The 14,789-nt window shown below is 66.5% G+C and carries 21 protein-coding genes; 9 read left to right on the top strand and 12 right to left on the bottom strand.

Annotated features, from left to right (window positions below):
* Positions 1-57 precede the first annotated feature (57 nt).
* Positions 58-399: a repressor phrH2 gene (locus BN984_RS07790; protein ID WP_244877452.1), complete on the bottom strand. Its 342-nt coding sequence runs from the start codon at positions 397-399 to the stop codon at positions 58-60.
* Positions 396-683 (bottom strand): hypothetical protein, encoded by a 288-nt coding sequence (locus tag BN984_RS07785; protein WP_013035412.1) that lies wholly within the window; start codon positions 681-683, stop codon positions 396-398. The genes BN984_RS07790 and BN984_RS07785 overlap by 4 nt, the downstream gene beginning before the upstream one ends.
* Before the next feature lie 104 nt (positions 684-787).
* Here BN984_RS07785 and BN984_RS07780 point away from each other — a divergent pair, with 104 nt between their 5' ends.
* The 4 genes from BN984_RS07780 (at position 788) to BN984_RS07770 (ending at position 2,945) form a co-directional block, all read left to right on the top strand.
* On the top strand, positions 788-1,072 hold the full coding sequence (locus BN984_RS07780; RefSeq protein WP_244877451.1) for a hypothetical protein: 285 nt from the start codon (positions 788-790) through the stop codon (positions 1,070-1,072).
* Positions 1,073-1,361: 289 nt separating this feature from the next.
* A complete protein-coding gene (locus BN984_RS19700; RefSeq protein WP_181950714.1) occupies positions 1,362-1,532 on the top strand; it encodes a hypothetical protein in 171 nt (56 codons plus the stop codon).
* Positions 1,529-2,560, top strand: a complete 1,032-nt coding sequence (locus BN984_RS07775; protein ID WP_049967980.1) for a tyrosine-type recombinase/integrase — start codon at positions 1,529-1,531, stop codon at positions 2,558-2,560. Before BN984_RS19700 ends, BN984_RS07775 begins: the two co-directional genes overlap by 4 nt.
* A gap of 193 nt (positions 2,561-2,753) precedes the next feature.
* The gene (locus BN984_RS07770; protein ID WP_004973703.1) at positions 2,754-2,945 is read left to right on the top strand and encodes a hypothetical protein; all 192 of its coding nucleotides are present in this window, start codon (positions 2,754-2,756) and stop codon (positions 2,943-2,945) included.
* 68 nt (positions 2,946-3,013) lie between these two features.
* On the opposite strand, the gene BN984_RS07765 is transcribed toward BN984_RS07770, so the two are convergent.
* Both BN984_RS07765 and BN984_RS07760 read right to left on the bottom strand, forming a co-directional pair.
* Complete coding sequence (locus BN984_RS07765; RefSeq protein WP_049967979.1) at positions 3,014-3,274, bottom strand: DUF7861 family protein; 261 nt, start codon at positions 3,272-3,274, stop codon at positions 3,014-3,016.
* 3 nt (positions 3,275-3,277) lie between these two features.
* Positions 3,278-4,891, bottom strand: coding sequence for a spermidine synthase (locus tag BN984_RS07760; RefSeq protein WP_008091377.1), 1,614 nt, complete (start codon positions 4,889-4,891; stop codon positions 3,278-3,280).
* Between the two features lie 138 nt (positions 4,892-5,029).
* Here BN984_RS07760 and BN984_RS07755 point away from each other — a divergent pair, with 138 nt between their 5' ends.
* On the top strand, positions 5,030-5,707 hold the full coding sequence (locus tag BN984_RS07755; protein WP_049967978.1) for a CRISPR-associated protein Cas4: 678 nt from the start codon (positions 5,030-5,032) through the stop codon (positions 5,705-5,707).
* Positions 5,708-5,793: 86 nt separating this feature from the next.
* On the opposite strand, the gene BN984_RS07750 is transcribed toward BN984_RS07755, so the two are convergent.
* From BN984_RS07750 to BN984_RS07740, 3 genes are all read right to left on the bottom strand, one after another.
* Entirely contained in the window at positions 5,794-6,396 is a 603-nt protein-coding gene (locus BN984_RS07750; protein ID WP_049967977.1) for an L-threonylcarbamoyladenylate synthase, read from the bottom strand.
* 122 nt (positions 6,397-6,518) lie between these two features.
* Positions 6,519-7,025 carry a redoxin domain-containing protein gene (locus BN984_RS07745; protein WP_008091372.1) on the bottom strand — a complete coding sequence of 169 codons (507 nt, stop codon included), beginning with the start codon at positions 7,023-7,025 and terminating at the stop codon, positions 6,519-6,521.
* Positions 7,025-7,288 carry a glutaredoxin family protein gene (locus BN984_RS07740; protein WP_004973724.1) on the bottom strand — a complete coding sequence of 88 codons (264 nt, stop codon included), beginning with the start codon at positions 7,286-7,288 and terminating at the stop codon, positions 7,025-7,027. The genes BN984_RS07745 and BN984_RS07740 overlap by 1 nt, the downstream gene beginning before the upstream one ends.
* A gap of 172 nt (positions 7,289-7,460) precedes the next feature.
* Here BN984_RS07740 and BN984_RS07735 point away from each other — a divergent pair, with 172 nt between their 5' ends.
* The gene (locus BN984_RS07735) at positions 7,461-8,867 is read left to right on the top strand and encodes a hemolysin family protein (protein ID WP_008091368.1); all 1,407 of its coding nucleotides are present in this window, start codon (positions 7,461-7,463) and stop codon (positions 8,865-8,867) included.
* 73 nt (positions 8,868-8,940) lie between these two features.
* On the opposite strand, the gene BN984_RS07730 is transcribed toward BN984_RS07735, so the two are convergent.
* From BN984_RS07730 to BN984_RS19695, 3 genes are read right to left on the bottom strand one after another with little or no spacing between them, the layout of a single operon-like run.
* Positions 8,941-9,216: a hypothetical protein gene (locus BN984_RS07730; protein WP_008091365.1), complete on the bottom strand. Its 276-nt coding sequence runs from the start codon at positions 9,214-9,216 to the stop codon at positions 8,941-8,943.
* A complete protein-coding gene (locus BN984_RS07725; RefSeq protein WP_008091362.1) occupies positions 9,213-10,412 on the bottom strand; it encodes an inorganic phosphate transporter in 1,200 nt (399 codons plus the stop codon). The genes BN984_RS07730 and BN984_RS07725 overlap by 4 nt, the downstream gene beginning before the upstream one ends.
* 46 nt (positions 10,413-10,458) lie before the next feature.
* The gene (locus tag BN984_RS19695; RefSeq protein WP_162832761.1) at positions 10,459-10,626 is read right to left on the bottom strand and encodes a DUF7859 family protein; all 168 of its coding nucleotides are present in this window, start codon (positions 10,624-10,626) and stop codon (positions 10,459-10,461) included.
* 96 nt (positions 10,627-10,722) lie between these two features.
* Between BN984_RS19695 and BN984_RS07715 the strand changes: the two genes are divergently transcribed.
* Positions 10,723-11,703, top strand: a complete 981-nt coding sequence (locus BN984_RS07715) for an ArsR/SmtB family transcription factor (protein WP_049967976.1) — start codon at positions 10,723-10,725, stop codon at positions 11,701-11,703.
* Positions 11,704-11,910: 207 nt separating this feature from the next.
* Here BN984_RS07715 and BN984_RS07710 read toward each other — a convergent pair whose 3' ends face one another.
* Positions 11,911-12,429 (bottom strand): metallophosphoesterase, encoded by a 519-nt coding sequence (locus BN984_RS07710; protein WP_008091355.1) that lies wholly within the window; start codon positions 12,427-12,429, stop codon positions 11,911-11,913.
* Between the two features lie 134 nt (positions 12,430-12,563).
* Here BN984_RS07710 and BN984_RS07705 point away from each other — a divergent pair, with 134 nt between their 5' ends.
* Entirely contained in the window at positions 12,564-13,508 is a 945-nt protein-coding gene (locus BN984_RS07705) for a cation diffusion facilitator family transporter (protein ID WP_008091352.1), read from the top strand.
* On the top strand, positions 13,509-13,727 hold the full coding sequence (locus BN984_RS07700) for a hypothetical protein (protein ID WP_008091350.1): 219 nt from the start codon (positions 13,509-13,511) through the stop codon (positions 13,725-13,727).
* 6 nt (positions 13,728-13,733) lie between these two features.
* On the opposite strand, the gene BN984_RS07695 is transcribed toward BN984_RS07700, so the two are convergent.
* Entirely contained in the window at positions 13,734-14,759 is a 1,026-nt protein-coding gene (locus BN984_RS07695) for a threonine aldolase family protein (protein WP_049913341.1), read from the bottom strand.
* Positions 14,760-14,789 lie beyond the last annotated feature (30 nt).

Here is a 14,789-nt window from a genome sequence, read left to right as displayed (position 1 = left end):
GGTCTAGTTATATTGTATGGACATATAAACCAGAGACTACCCAATTCGCCACCGCCACTAGACAAACCCAGCCCAGTAATCGGGTCTAACTTTATCCGGCGGCCTAGGCCTCGGAATCGGCCGAATCAACCCAGCATTCACCTTCCCGTCGAGATACAACTGACCCCACATCGTAATCTCGAACATGTCGGCGCTCCGCTCGTCGATGAACGGCGACGCCAACCCAGCGTGACACAGTACACGACACCGCTCTCGAATCTGGTGAAGCGTCGTCTCACGGCCGATCTCCCAATGGATCGTCTCCGGGGAGCCCCAGCCGTGCTCGAGGAGATACTCGAGAATCCGGTCATCCCAGATAGTCATCCAGTCACCTGACTTCCGCATCTCAGATTTCGTCACGCGGACGCAGAGCCCTCTTCACCATTCTCACCGTTCAGTTCTTCAGCGCTGAGTTCGCCTTCGAGATAGCTTTCGCCGGTGGCCGTGATGACGTAGACACCATTCCCGAGGTGCTGGAGTAGCCCTTTCTCATTGAGCTTCGAGAGCCTCCGTGAGAGCGACGAACGAGATACCTGGAAGTACTCGGTGTCTTTCATCGCGGCGGCGCTCGCCGACTCGTGTTCTCGTGCCCACTCGAGGATTCGGTCGTCCCATATCGTCATCCACGATGCAGACTTTCTCATTACGTGTACGTATACGCTGGTTTGGTCTATTGCCGACGAATCGTGCTTTAGCAATCCAAACATCTGTTCTCAAACTAACGGTGCATTTATGCACAGTTAGTGTTATGGTAGACTCACGGAACCCTGAGAGACACCGTCGGCTGGAGATGATTTTTGTAGGCCCTGAGCGCGGTGGGTCCAGCACCGCACTCAGGAAGGGTCCGTCAATAGCCATGACGGAAACCAAAACCACGGGTGTTACCACCCGCATAGCGACCGATGCAGTACAGTTTGATAAGGGCGACGAGTCCACGTGTGAGATCTGTCTCCTCCGCCCGGCGGTCGGCGTCGATGCCGAAACTCGCCTGAGCGTCTGCCGGAAGTGCGCGGCGCTGGAGGTCAAGAGATGAGCCGCCCCGCGCACAGGCGGCCCTGCCGCGCGTGTGACAGACTCCGCGGTCTCGACGACGACGGTCATTGTTCTGAATGCCGCCGCATCGAACGTCAGCTCGTGACCGACGGCGGGCAAGCCGATTCTACTCGTCCTGCGTTCATCGATCCGCTGACCGAGTGGGTCGAGTGTCATTTCTGCGGGCGAGTTCTGGAGCCGACGGAGTGCGACGGCTTCGATCTCTCGACCGAAGACGAGTATTATCCGCGAATGGTTCCGGTCTGCCCCGAACACAGCGGAGGGTGCAGATGACGTACTACCCGACGTGTGCGGTCTGTCGGATGGAAGTCGACCCGTCTGAGGACTACGTCTCTGTCGAAGCGGAGTACAGATTCACAGCCGACCGGAACGATGTCGACGACTACTACCTGCACCAGCGATGCGCCATGTCCATCTTCGATGGATGGGGTGAGCCATGAACGGACCTTCGGAACTCAAGCCCCGTGAGGCCGTTCGTCGGTATCTTGACCGTCGCGGGACGGAACTCTCGGAGTCGAGCATCAAGACCTACAAGTATCGTCTGAAACTCTGGGTCGAATGGTGTGAAGACCGGAATATCGAGCGCGTCTCTGACCTGAACGGATGGACGTTCGAGCAGTTCGAGGCCTTTCGCGCAGGTCAGGGAATCGCCTCACCCACTCTCCACGGCGAGATGGAGACGCTACTCGGGTTCATCGAGTACCTCGAACGCATCGAGGCGGTCGAGGACGGTCTCTCGAAGAAGGTCCACGTACCGAGTGTCCCGATGTCGGAGCGGTCGCGAGACACGATGTTGGTTCCCGACGACGCGCTTCGATTGCTTCGGTACTACCGGTCACACAGTAGCGTCCGCGGGACTCGATTCCACGCGGTTCTCGAACTCGCGTGGCACACGGGCGCTCGTCTTGGTGCCCTTCGTGGGCTCGATCTGCGCGACTACTACCCCGATGAGCAGTACGTCGAGTTCGTCCACCGGCCGGAGTCCGAGACGCCGCTGAAGAATCAGATGAATGGCGAACGTACGGTTTCGCTCTTGCCGGAGGTCGTCGAGTCGCTGAACACCTACATCGAGAAGTTCCGGCCGGATGGCCACGACGACTTCGGTCGCTCTCCGCTGTTCGTGACGCATCACGGGACTCGTATCTCGAAGAACGGTTTTCGGGGATGGATGTATCAGGCGACCCAGCCGTGTGTCGCTGGTCCGTGCCCGCACGAGTACGAGAAAGATTCCTGCGAGTTCGCGGGGTCATACACTCAGGGTAGCAAGTGTCCGTCTTCTCGATCACCGCACCACATTCGGACGGGTTCGATTACGTGGCACAGAGATCGCGGGTTCCCTGCGGAGGTGACCGCGGAGCGCGTGAATGCGTCTCAGGAGGTTATTGAACAGCATTACGACAAAGCGTCCCAGCGCGAACGGATGGAGCTGCGCCGCCGTCCTCACCTGGACAAACTCCGGATTGAATGAGTCATGAGTAGGAATATCTCAGTTCGACCGATAGAGGTAGTGGAGAGTCGGCTACTGTTGGGTAAGGACAGCCCGGGCGGTCCCACTCTTTGTGCGAAGAACAACGTGATGAGCCAAAGAGTGACAACCGTCGGAGAATCGCAGGACGACGGCGAGAAGACTTTTGAGACGAGCGAGGAATCTCTCGACAGAGATGTCAATCCAGCCGCTCGATGTCCTCGGCGGGGTCATGTTCCTCGCCGGTCTCGCGGTCGTGACCGGCGTGGTCGCGTCCGCGGTCGCCCCGGGGCAGCGCCTCGGCGTCGGTGCCTCGCTCATGGTGCTCGGAACGGCCGCCGTCGCCGGGCCGCGTATGTATCAAAAAGCCCTCGAAACGACGAACTAACCGGCATCGACCCCCGGCCGACCCGTGTTTCAGGCCGTCGGGTCGAGTTTGCGGTCGCGGCCGCGGAGTTACCGTCGCTTCTTTCGGTACCAGAACCGACAGCCGACGGGCGACTCGCCGGCGTCGACATCGAGCCGGCGGAGAAACAGGTCGCGGACCGCGAGGGTGACGACCAGTTCGACTGAATCGTCTCCCTCGCGTCCGTTCCGGGCCGTGCGCGCGCGGACCACCCAGTGACCGTCGCGTTCGGCGACCGACTCGACGACGCCCTCGGTCCAGCGGTCGCGGTCGTGGGTCGGTTCCCTCGCGTGGATTCTGTCGTGAACCATCGCTTACGCCGCCCTCACGGCCGTACCGGTAACTGCACCCCGAGTGGTTGCGTTCCTGTCGGCCTCGCGTTGTTCGGTCTCGTTCGTCCGCTGGACGACGTAGCGCTGACCGACCATCGGGTCCAGGAGACTGTCGACGGGCGCGCGGTCGTCGGTGAGAAGCGGCACGTCGCCGGTAGGTTCGTCGTTCCGGTAGGACGTGAGTTCGGCCGCGAGGTCGATGCCGATGTCGCGGCGCTGGTTGCGCGCCTGTAGCTCCTCGGCCGTCACGAGCGTCTCGTCTTTCGTCGCCACGACCTCGATGTTCTGGACGACGACGCTCCCCGCGGTGGGGAAGCTGTACACCCGCGGGTAGACCGACCGCATCGTCTTGTACTCCGCGCGGTAGAACTGCGAAGCCGGGCCGCTCGGCGCGGAGATGACGTTGGCGAACAGGACGCCGTCCTCGTCGAGGCGGTCCGCGGTGAGCTGCATGAACTCCTGGGTCGTCAGTTGGAACGGGACCTTGTCCTTCCGGTAGGCGTCGAGGACGATGAGGTCGTACGTCCGGTTCGTCTCCCGGAGGTACTGCCGGCCGTCCATCGTGTGGACGTTGAGCCGCGGCGACTCCTCGACGCCGAAGTACTCCTCGGCGACGGAGACGACTTCGGGGTCGAGTTCGACCACGTCGACCGTCACGTTCGGGTACTTCTCCAAGAACACGCGCGGGCCGGTGAACCCGCCGCCGCCGACGAACAACACGCGGTCGATGTCGTCGGACAAGAGGAAGGGGACGTGGAAGTACGAGGTGTAGTCGAAGACGTGCCGCGTCGGGTCGTCGAGGTCCATCGCGCTGTGGGGCTGGCCGTCGAGGTAGAGCGTCCGCGTCCCGCCCGCGTCGGCGACGCGAAGCTCTTGGTAGGCGGTCTGGGTGTGGTAGACGGTGGCTCCGCGGGAGTCGAGGCCGATGCCGCCGGTCAGAGACGCGAGGACGAGGACGGCGGCGATACCGACGCTCCAGACCGCCTCGTCGCGGCCGATGTCGGGGCGGGCGAGCGCGAGCGCCGTCACGACCGAGATGAGTCCGAAGACGAGCCCGATGTTGGTGACGCTCAGAGAGGGGATGAGAAAGTACGTGGTAGCGAACGCGCCGATGATGCTGCCGACGGTGCCGACGGCGTAGACGTGGCCCGACGCCGCGCCCACGTCGGACCGCCCGGAGAGTTCGGCCGCGTAGGGGCTGATGAAGCCGAGGAAGTACGTCGGCGGCCCGAACAGGAGCGTAATCGCCGGGAGCGACGCGAATCGGCTCGGGAGAGGGAGGCTCGTCGTCGACTGGATGAACAGGTCGCCGAGGAGGATGACGCCCGCGATGTACGCCGCGGTACCGATGAAAACGCGGACGAGAGCGCCGTTCGAGGCCTCTGCGGCCCGCTGCCCGCCGCGGTGGTAGCCGAGACTCAGCGCCGCGAGGAAGACGCCGATGATGCTTCCCCACGTGTAGATGCTGCTGCCGAACTCGGGGGCGACCATCCGACCGGCGAGAATCTCCAAACCCATGCTCGTGACCCCGGAGACGAACACGGCGAGTTCGGGACGCGTCATCCGGAGCCACGAGCCGGCGGCGGTCGATGCCATGTCAGTATGCCAAGGGGCGCGGCCGTATTAATTCACGCACGGCGGCGAGCCGGACGACGCGTGCGGGTGTTCGGCCCCGCCGCCGCTGCGACGCGCTCGCGCGAACCTTCTTATCTGATAACGGAGCCAGCCCGTCCCGTGTCCTCCCTCGTCGCCGCGTCCGACCTCGCCCGCGCCGCGTACTGTCCGCGACAACTCTACTACGCCCGCCGCGACGACGACCGAGCGCCGCCGCCCGCGGTCCGCGAGGTTCGCTCGCTCGCCTTCGCGTACCCCGACCTGCTCGACGCTCCCGGCGACGAACTCGCGGCGCGCCCGATTTCGGTGTCGCCGGCGGCGTACCGCGAGAACCTCGCTCGACTCCGCGAGCGCGACGACTGGGGCGCCCTCACCGACCCCGTCGCCCGTGACGTGTTCCTCGCGGGGAAAGACTGCCGCGGCATCGCGCACAAACTCGTGCGGTCGCCCGGCGACGACCAGCCGCCCGTTCCTTCACTCGTCTCGCCGGGCGAACCGCCCGAGCGCGGCGTCTGGGAACCCCAGCGCGTCCGGGCCGTCGCGCTGGCGAAGGCGCTCGCGTGGGAGCGCGAAACATCGATACCGCGGGCGCTGGTCGAGTATCCGGCGGTCGGCGTCGTGCGGACGGTCAGGCTCACCACGGGGAACAAGGCGGCCTACCGCCGGGCGCTCGGCATCGCCCGCGGCCTCGACTTCGTCCCGTCGCGGTTGCGGAACTCCGCGAAGTGCGAGTCGTGCGCCTACCGGGAGCGGTGCGGCGTGAAAACGTGGTCGTTGGCGTCGCTACTCGGTCGGTGAGGTGGGGCTCAGCCGGTGAGGTTAGGCTCGTCGCCGCGGCGGCGACGCCGCCTGCTACGCGTCGCCTCGTTGGCACGCCCGTCGGGCTACGCGTCGGCGGCGTGTTCGTCTAACCACGCCTCGATGTCGTCGGCCATCGCGCCGCGGCGGTGGACGACGCCGCGGCCGGGGTCGACGACGGTGCTCTCGGTGCCGGGCGTCGTCCCGCCGTCGAGAACGACGGCGACCGCCTCCCGAATCTCGTCGGAGAGCTGCGAGGGGTGCGTGATGCTCCCGGTACCGGAGCGGTTGGCGCTGGTCGCGGTGACGGGCGTCCCGGACGCGCGAAAGAGGGCGAGCGCGAGTTCGTGGTCGGGGACGCGGACGCCGACGCGCTCTTTCCCGGCGACGAGTGCGTCCGGCAGACTGTCGCGTCGTTCCACGACGACCGTCACCGGCCCGGGGAGGAACCGGCGCATAAACGCCTCCTCGCGGTCGTCGGCGACGACGTGCTCCAGCGCGGCGTCCACGTCGGGGAAGCCGGCGGAAAGCGGTTTGTCTCGGTCGCGGCTCTTGATGTCGAAGACGCGTTCGACCGCGTCGGCGTTCGTCGCGTCCGCGCCCATGCCGTAGACCGTCTCGGTCGGGTAGACGACCGCCTCGCCGCGGCGGATGGAGGCGGCGGCACGCTGTACGTCGTCGTCGCTCATGGACGAACGGACGGGCAACGGGCGAAAAAGCGTGACGAAACGGCGATTCCGTGCGGGGCACGCGGGTCGGTACGGGCGGGGCCGAGGGCTCGGCCCGCGTGCGTCGCTTCGAGCGGCGGGACTTACAGGCCGGCGAGCGCGTCAGCGAGTTCCTCGTAGTCCGGGAAATCCGGCCACTCGGCGGCGACCCAGCGGTACTGGACCGTCCGCTCCTCGTCGAGGAGGAACACGGCGGGGCGGTGTTCGGTGACGCCGGCCATCCCGTCGAGGTCGTGTTCGAGGTCGTAGTCGGCCGCGACGTCGGCCGCGGGGTCAGAGAACAGTCGGGCGTCCACGTCGCGTTCTTCGAGGAACGCCTTGTGCTCGTAGGGCGACGAGATTGAGACGCCGACCGCCTGCACGTCCTCCGGGACGCCGCGGTCGCGGAGTTCGTTCCAGACGTACGTCGCCGGGAACGCGCCCGCCATCGTGTGGAACACGAGGAGGACGGGGCCGTCGTCGGTGAGGTCCGAGAGGGACGCGTCCTCCCAGAACTCGTCGTTGACGAGCGGGCGGGTGAAGTCCGGGGCGGTGTCGCCCGTCGCCGGCGCGTCGTGGTCGGGGAGGTCGACGACGTCGAAGTCGACCATCAGGCACCCTCCCCGTAGGTGTTTTCGAGGTACTCGACGATGTTCGCCGACTCGGACATCGTGACGCCGGTGTTGTCGTCCACGATGGCCGGGACCGAGCGCTTGCCCGAGACGCGCTTGACGACGTTCCGGTCGGAGTGCATCGGCTCGACGAACCGCGACTGGTAGGCGAGGCCCTGGTCGTCGAGCGTGCGGACGACCCGCTCGCAGTACGGGCACGCCTGCAGTCGGTACAGCGTAATCGCCGGTTGCTCGTCTGCCATGGGCGGCTGTTGGGAAGAGCGTCGCCTAAGCCCTTCGCTCGCGGGCATCCGCGCCGCAATATCGGTTCGCCGTCGGTTCGCCGACCGGACCAGCGAGGGCGGACGAGACGCCGACCGAGAGGGGATCGAGGGCAACTCTTAATTCCGGTCCCGCGCAAGACAGTGTAGTTACATGGGTTTGCCGCCGCTACAGTTACCACCAGCCACGACACTCGCGGCCGCACAGGTCTCGAACATTCCGCTGGACGACACGACGATAACGGTCCTCGGCGTGATCGGAATCATCGTCCTGATCGGCCTCTCGGCGTTCTTCTCCTCGTCCGAGATTGCGATGTTCTCGCTCGCAAAACACCGCGTCGACTCGATGGTCGAAGACGGTGTACCGGGCGCGGAGCGGGTGAAAGCGCTCAAGGACGACCCGCACCGGCTTCTCGTGACCATTCTGGTCGGAAACAACATCGCGAACATCGCGATGTCTTCGATATCGACCGGGCTGCTCGTCTTCGTCGGCTTCCAACAGGGAGAGGCGGTCGCAATCGCGACGTTCGGGATTACGGCAATCGTCCTGCTGTTCGGCGAGAGCGCGCCGAAGTCCTACGCGGTCGAAAACACCGAGTCGTGGTCCCTCCGCATCGCGCGGCCCCTGAAATACGCCGAGCTGCTGTTGCTCCCGCTCGTCGTCTTCTTCGACTACCTGACCCGCGTCATCAACAAGGTCACCGGCGGTCAGACCGCCATCGAGACGACCTACGTCACCCGCGACGAGATTCAGAACCTCATCGAGACGGGCGAGCGCGAGGGCGTCATCGAGGAGGAAGAACGCGAGATGCTCGACCGCATCTTCCGGTTCAATTCGACGATCGCGAAGGAGGTCATGACCCCGCGCCTCGACATGACCGCCGTCCCGAAGGACGCGACCATCGACGAGGCCATCGAGACGTGCGTGCAGGCCGACCACGAGCGAGTCCCCGTGTACGACGGTAACCTCGACAACATCATCGGTATCGTCAACATCCGGAACCTCGTCCGCGAGAAGTACTACGGCGAACGCGGCGTCGGCATCGCCGACATCGTCTCGCCGACGCTCCACGTGCCCGAGTCGAAGAACGTCGACGAACTCATGGCCGAGATGCAAGATACGCGGATGCAGATGGTCGTCGTCATCGACGAGTTCGGGACCACGGAGGGGCTCATCACCCTCGAAGACATGGTCGAGGAAATCGTCGGCGACATCCTCGAAGGCGACGAGGAAGAGCCGTTCGAGTCGGTCGACGAGAACACCTACCTCGTCCGCGGCGAGGTCAACATCGACGAGGTCAACGAGATGCTCGACATCGAACTCCCCGAGGGCGAGGAGTTCGAGACGCTCGCCGGCTTCATCTTCAACCGCGCCGGTCGTCTCGTCGAGGAAGGCGAGGAAATCAGCTACAACGACATCGTCATCCGCATCGAGCAGGTCGACAACACGCGCATCATGAAAGCGCGCATCCGAACCAACTCAGGCATCGAAGCCGCCGACGGCAACGGCGACGACGAGAACGGCGGCGACGAGGAAGCGGAAGTCGAGCCCGACACCTGACCGGTCCGACCCGACCGAGCCCAATTCGTCCCGACCTCGACCGAACTCGTTTTCGAACCGTCGTCGACGCGACTCACCCGAGCAGCGTAAACGAGAGAACCACGAGCGCCAGCGACGCCAACGCGAGGAACGCCAATCCGGTCACGTCGGCGGTGCCGTCGCCGAGGCGTCGCGCCCGCCCGCGGAAGCGAATCGCCAGCGCGAACGCGCCGAGTCCGACGGCTCCGAAGGCGAACCCGCGGAGCGAGATGCCGGTCACGACCGCCATCGCGACGTGGTAGACGCCGAAGACGGCCCAGAGGGCAGAAACGAGGGTGGCGAGCGCGACGCGGAATCCACGAACGTTCACAGACCGAGTACGCTCGACACGAGCGTAAAGACGCCGTAGCCCAGCCCGAACGCGAGCGCGAGCGAACCGACCCACGCGAGGACCGTGTACAGCATCTTCCGCCGGGAGACGCCCGACCCGCCGGCGGCGTAGCCGGAGCCGATGATGGCGCTGACGATGATCTCGTTGAACGACACGGGAACGCCGAGGGCGACGGCGGTCTGGGCGATAGCGAACGAGGGAATCATCGCCGCGATGGAGCGCCGCGGCCCGAGCGAGGAGTAGTCCTGCGCGAGCGCCTTAATCATGCGCGGCGCACCGGTCCACGACCCAGCGAGGAGACCCACTCCGCCGCCGACGAGGAGCGCCGGGAGCGGGACCGCGACCACGTCCAGCAGGGGAACGAGCGGCCCAATAGCGAGGCCGACCTGACTGCCGCCCGCCGAGAAGGCCACGAGGCCGCCGAGGACGAGCAGGAATCGCCGCTGACCGCGGGTCTTGTCGGTCGTCACCCAGCGACCGACGACCGCGGCCGCGACGAGCGCGACGAAAAGGGAGGCGGCGACGAACCAGACCGTCTCGCCGAGGCCGACGAGGCCGGCCGCCTCGACTGCAGCGGCCCGGGCGACCGAGGCCGAGCCCGCCGCGCCGCCCAGCCCCGCGAACTCCATGTTGGCGACGAGCAGCCCGACGATTCCGGCGAGCGCAGGGACGGTCCACTGCTCGGAGACGCCGTCGGCGCGGAGGAGTCGGGCGGTCGCGTACGACGCCCCACCGCCGACGAAGGGGGTGAGCACCCACAGCGAAACGATTTGCTGGTACTTCGCCCACGCGGGGTCGCCGCCCATTGCGAGGCCGACGCCGACGACCGCGCCGGTGACGGTGAAGGCGGTGGCGATTGGGTAGCCGGCGAAGACGCCGAGCGCGACGAGCACCGCCGCGGTGATGAGCGCGACGACCGCGGCCCCCGCGGTCAGCGTGACGCCGCCGATGAGTTCGGTACCGACGGCGTTGGTGACGTTGGCGCCCTGCAGGAACGCTCCGGCGAACCCGAGCAGCCCGACGATGAAGCCCGCGCGCATCACCGAGATGGCGTTGGCTCCGACCGCGGGCGCAAAGGGCGTCGAACCCGACGACCCCGCGCCGATGGCCCACGCCATGAACAGGCTGGCGAGGGCGGCGACGACGAACGTGGCGAGCGTCGCGGCGGCTACCACGGGGCGACACCTCGGCGGTCGTCGGCGTCGGCTGTTGTCCCGTCCATCAGCGGCGGCGCGCCTCGTCGTACCCCTCGCTCAGGCCGAGGAGCGTCCGACGGACGAGGAGATACCCGAAGAAGACGAAGAGCAACAACGCGACGAGCAGCCCGACGAACACGGGATCCCCCGCGAGAAAGTCGACGAGGCCGTCTACGACCAAAGGGTCGGTCATGTGGATGGGTTCGGCGGGCACGAGGTATAGCAATTTCGGCGACGGGTCGTGAAAGAATACGAACACTCATGGGAAAACGCGAGTAACGCCGATTTGATGGCCGACCTCATCCCCTCCAGCCCGGGCGACCCGGACGACAACCGGGACGACCGAGATCCCAAGGTTATCGGCCTCGACAGCGACGAGGCGGACGACCTGCTCGGAGCCATCTCCTCGTCGACCGCCCGGTCGGTCCTCGCGTCGCTCCACGAGTCGCCGGCGACGCCCTCCGACCTCGCCACCGAGGTCGACACGTCCCTCCAGAACGTCCAGTACCACCTCGGGAACCTCTCGGAAGCGGGCCTCATCGAGGTCGCGGACACGAGGTACTCCGAGAAGGGTCGCGAGATGAAGGTGTACACCCCCGCGGACCGGGCGCTCGTCGTCGTCGCCGGGCGCGAGGACGAGACGAAGGGACTGAAAGGCGCGCTCACGCGCCTCATCGGCGGAGTCGGCGTCCTCGGCATCGGCGCGGCCGTGGTAAATCGGCTCGCTCGAACCGGGTCGGTGCTCCCGTTCGGCTTCGGTACCTCGGCCGGCGGTGCGGACGGCGCTGGCGGTTCCGAAGCCGGCCAAAGCGGCGGGTCGGGAGGCGACCTCAACGCGACCTATCAGGCCGATTCTGCCACGACGACGACGGCGACCGAGGCGACCACGACAGCGGATTCGACGACGCAGACGGCGACTGAGACCGCGACGACGACCGACGGCGGCGGCGGGTTCAGCATCGCCGAGGCGACCACGACGGCGGATTCGACGACGCAGACCGCGGAGGCGACCCGGACCGCGGTCGAGACGACGCGGACGGCGACGGAAGCCACGCAGACCGCCGCGGAGACCGCGACCGCGACGCCGACGCCGACGGCGGTTCCGGACACGACGGCCGCACAGACGGTCACGGAGACCGCGGCGCAGTTCACGAGCGGGTCGGGGGGGCTCGCCGAGACTATCGGGTCGCTCTCGCCGGGGACGCTGTTCTTCCTCGGGGGGCTGACCGTGCTTCTCGCGTGGGTCGCGGTGGGCGTGCTGCGTGACTAAAACGGTTGTTTGAGCTTACGGTGCGTATTTGATACCGTCACCCGTAGGAGTGAGTACGAGGTCGCGCGTGGCCCCCCAACGGCGACGGGACTGCCATCCGTGCCCCTGCCCCTCACCCCGTCGTCTCGCGTGGCCTCGGACTGTCCCCAACAGGCTTCCCGGCCTGTTCCCGCTGATTCTTCCGGCCCTCCGCCGGACCCCACTGTATTACTCGTCAGGGACGATACGGAACGTCTCGAAGGTGTCGCCGTCGACGGTGACGAGTCGCCCGCGGAGCCCGCCGTCCGGCAGTTCCTCCAGTTCCGCGTGCGCCTTGCGGTTGCCTCGCGGTTGGGCGTGACTCCCCGGGTTGAGGAGCGGAATCGGCCCGGTGCCGTCGAAGCCCGGCCGGTGGCTGTGGCCGAAGATGACCGCGTCGGCCCCGCGCTCGCGGCCGAACATCGAAAGCGCGGTGTTCCCGCCGCGTCGGGTGTGAGTCACCGCGAACTCGACGCCGCCGTAGGTGACGTTCCGCGCGACTGGAATCCGGTCGCGAATCTCGGAGCCGTCGTTGTTGCCGTAGACCGCGAGGAAGGCGTCGGCCTCGTCGATGAACGCGTCGAGGACGGACTCGCGCATGAAGTCGCCCGCGTGGACGACGAGGTCCGCCTCGCGGACCGCGTCGAGGGTTCGGTTCGTCAGTCGATGGCCGTCCGTGCTGTGGGTGTCGGAGACGACAACGAGCATGCGCCGGGGTAAGCGCCGGAGGGATTGAAACCTACCGGCTGCGGCGTCGGTGTCGGCGTCGCCGCCGCGGTCGGCGAGCGGTGTCCCGGTTCCTCGTCGGTAGCTCTATCCGAGCGGGGGGAGTGGCCCACGATATGGCAGGCAGTACGTCCGTCGTCGTCGCCGCGCTCTTCGCGAACGGGGCGATTGCGATTCTCAAGTTCCTCGGCTATCTCGCGACCGGGAGTCCCTCCATGCTCTCCGAAACGTATCACTCCATCTCCGACACCGGTAACCAGGTGTTCCTCCTCATCGGCATCCGCGACAGCAAGCGCGACGAGACGCAGTCGCACCCCTTCGGCTACGGGAAATCACAGTTCTTCTACTCGTTTCTCGTCTCCGTGATGCTGTTCGGTATCGCCGGTTGGGAGTCGGCCAAGCACGGCTACGACGCCCTGATGCACCCCGGCCACGGCGGTGGCGGAGAGGCGCTCTTCTTGCTCGGCTTCGAAATCGAGCCCGTGTTGATCAACGTCGCCATCCTCCTCGGCGCAATCGCCTTCGAGAGCTACGCGTTCCTGAAGGCGAACGCCGAACTCCGCCGGCAGATGGAGGAGTACGAGTGGAGCGGTCTCGTGGAGGCGTTCCGGGAGACGAGCGACGTGACGACGCTCACGGCGTTCACGGAGGACACCGTCGCCCTCGTCGGCGCGATGCTCGCGCTCGTCGGCATCGGCCTCACCGAACTCACGGGTAACGAGCTGTTCGACGCCGGTGCGGCGCTCCTCATCGGGATACTGCTCATGGGCTTCGCAATCGCGCTCGCGTGGGAGAACAAGCGCCTCCTCATCGGCGAGAGCGTCCCCATGGACGAAGAACAGGCCCTCCGCAACATCGTTAAAAACGACCCGCGGGTCGTCCACATCGACCACTTCCGCGCGAGCTACGTCGGCCCCGAGAAACTCCTCGTCGCCCTCGACGTGAGCTTCGACCCCGAACTCGACACCGAGGAGATAGACGACCACATCAGCGAAATCGAGACCGAACTCAAGGCGGCCGACGAACGGGTCCACTTCGTCTACATCGAACCCGAACTGTAGATGGACCCCGCACAGGTCGTTCCCTCGGTCATGTTCGTCGCCGCCGGCGGCTACCTGTACAGGCGACCGATGTCCGCGAGGAGCCTGGTTTCGCCCCGGGAGTGGACGGAGGCACCAGCGAAGGCGGAGGTACTCCAACGGCGGCTGGGGAAGGCGATGGGTGTCGCACTTGCCCTCGGTGGCGTGCTGTGGTTCGTCGTCGCGCTCGCGACTGGCTGAGGCTCCTTATCGCGACTCGACCGCGTCGGCGACGAGTTCGACCGCCGTCTCCACGTCCTCCTGCGAGACGTTCAGGTTCGTCGTGAACCGGGTGTGATACTCGCCGAACGTGCCGCCGAGGATATCCACGCCCTCACACAGACTCACAAACTCCTCGGCCGTCAGCCCCGCGCCCGCGGAGTCGACGACGACGATGTTCGTATCGGGCGTCGGCACCGACAGGCCGGCGACGGCGTCGAGACCCTCGGCGAGGACGCGGGCGTTCTCGTGGTCGTCGGCGAGGCGGTCGATATTGTCGAGCGCGACGAGCCCCGGCGCGGCGATGAGACCGGCCTGTCGCATGCCGCCGCCGAACTGCTTTCTGACGCGGACGGCGTCCTCGATGAACGCCTCGGAACCGGCGAGCATCGAGCCAACGGGTGCACCGAGCCCCTTCGAGAGACAGAACATCACCGTATCGACGCCCTCGACCATCGCCTTCGGGTCCTCGTCGAGGGCGACGCAGGCGTTGAACAGGCGCGCGCCGTCGAGGTGAACCGGAATCCCGAGGTCGCGGGCGGCGTCGGCCGCGGCGTCGACGTCGGCTTTCGGAACCGCGACGCCGCCGCGGGCGTTGTGGGTGTTTTCGAGGCACAGGACGCCCGTGCCGGCGACGTGCAGCGACTCCTCGCGGGCGTGGTCGCGGACCTGCTCGGGCGTCGGCGCGGCGCGCTCGCCGGCGTCGTAGGCGCGGACCTGCAGCCCCGACAGTTGGGCGAAGCCGCCGACCTCCCACTTGTAGACGTGTGCCTTCGCGTCCACGAGCGCCTCCTGACCGGGGTCGGCGTGGACGCGGGCGGCGATTTGGTTGCCCATCGTCCCCGACGGCACGAACAGCGCGGCCTCCTTGCCGACCAACTCGGCGGCGCGCGCTTCGAGTTCGTTCACGGTCGGGTCGTCGCCGTACACGTCGTCGCCGACGTCGGCGTCCCGGGCGGCCTCGCGCATCTCGTCGGACGGGAGCGTGACGGTGTCGCTTCGGAGGTCTATCATGCGCGGAGAGACCGCGCCGACGGAGAAATA

The organism is Haloferax prahovense (assembly GCF_000723845.1).
GTDB classification, from domain to species: Archaea; Halobacteriota; Halobacteria; order Halobacteriales; family Haloferacaceae; genus Haloferax; species Haloferax prahovense.
The sequence above is the reverse complement of the archived record's forward strand: the minus strand, read 5'-3'. Positions and strand labels throughout refer to the sequence as shown.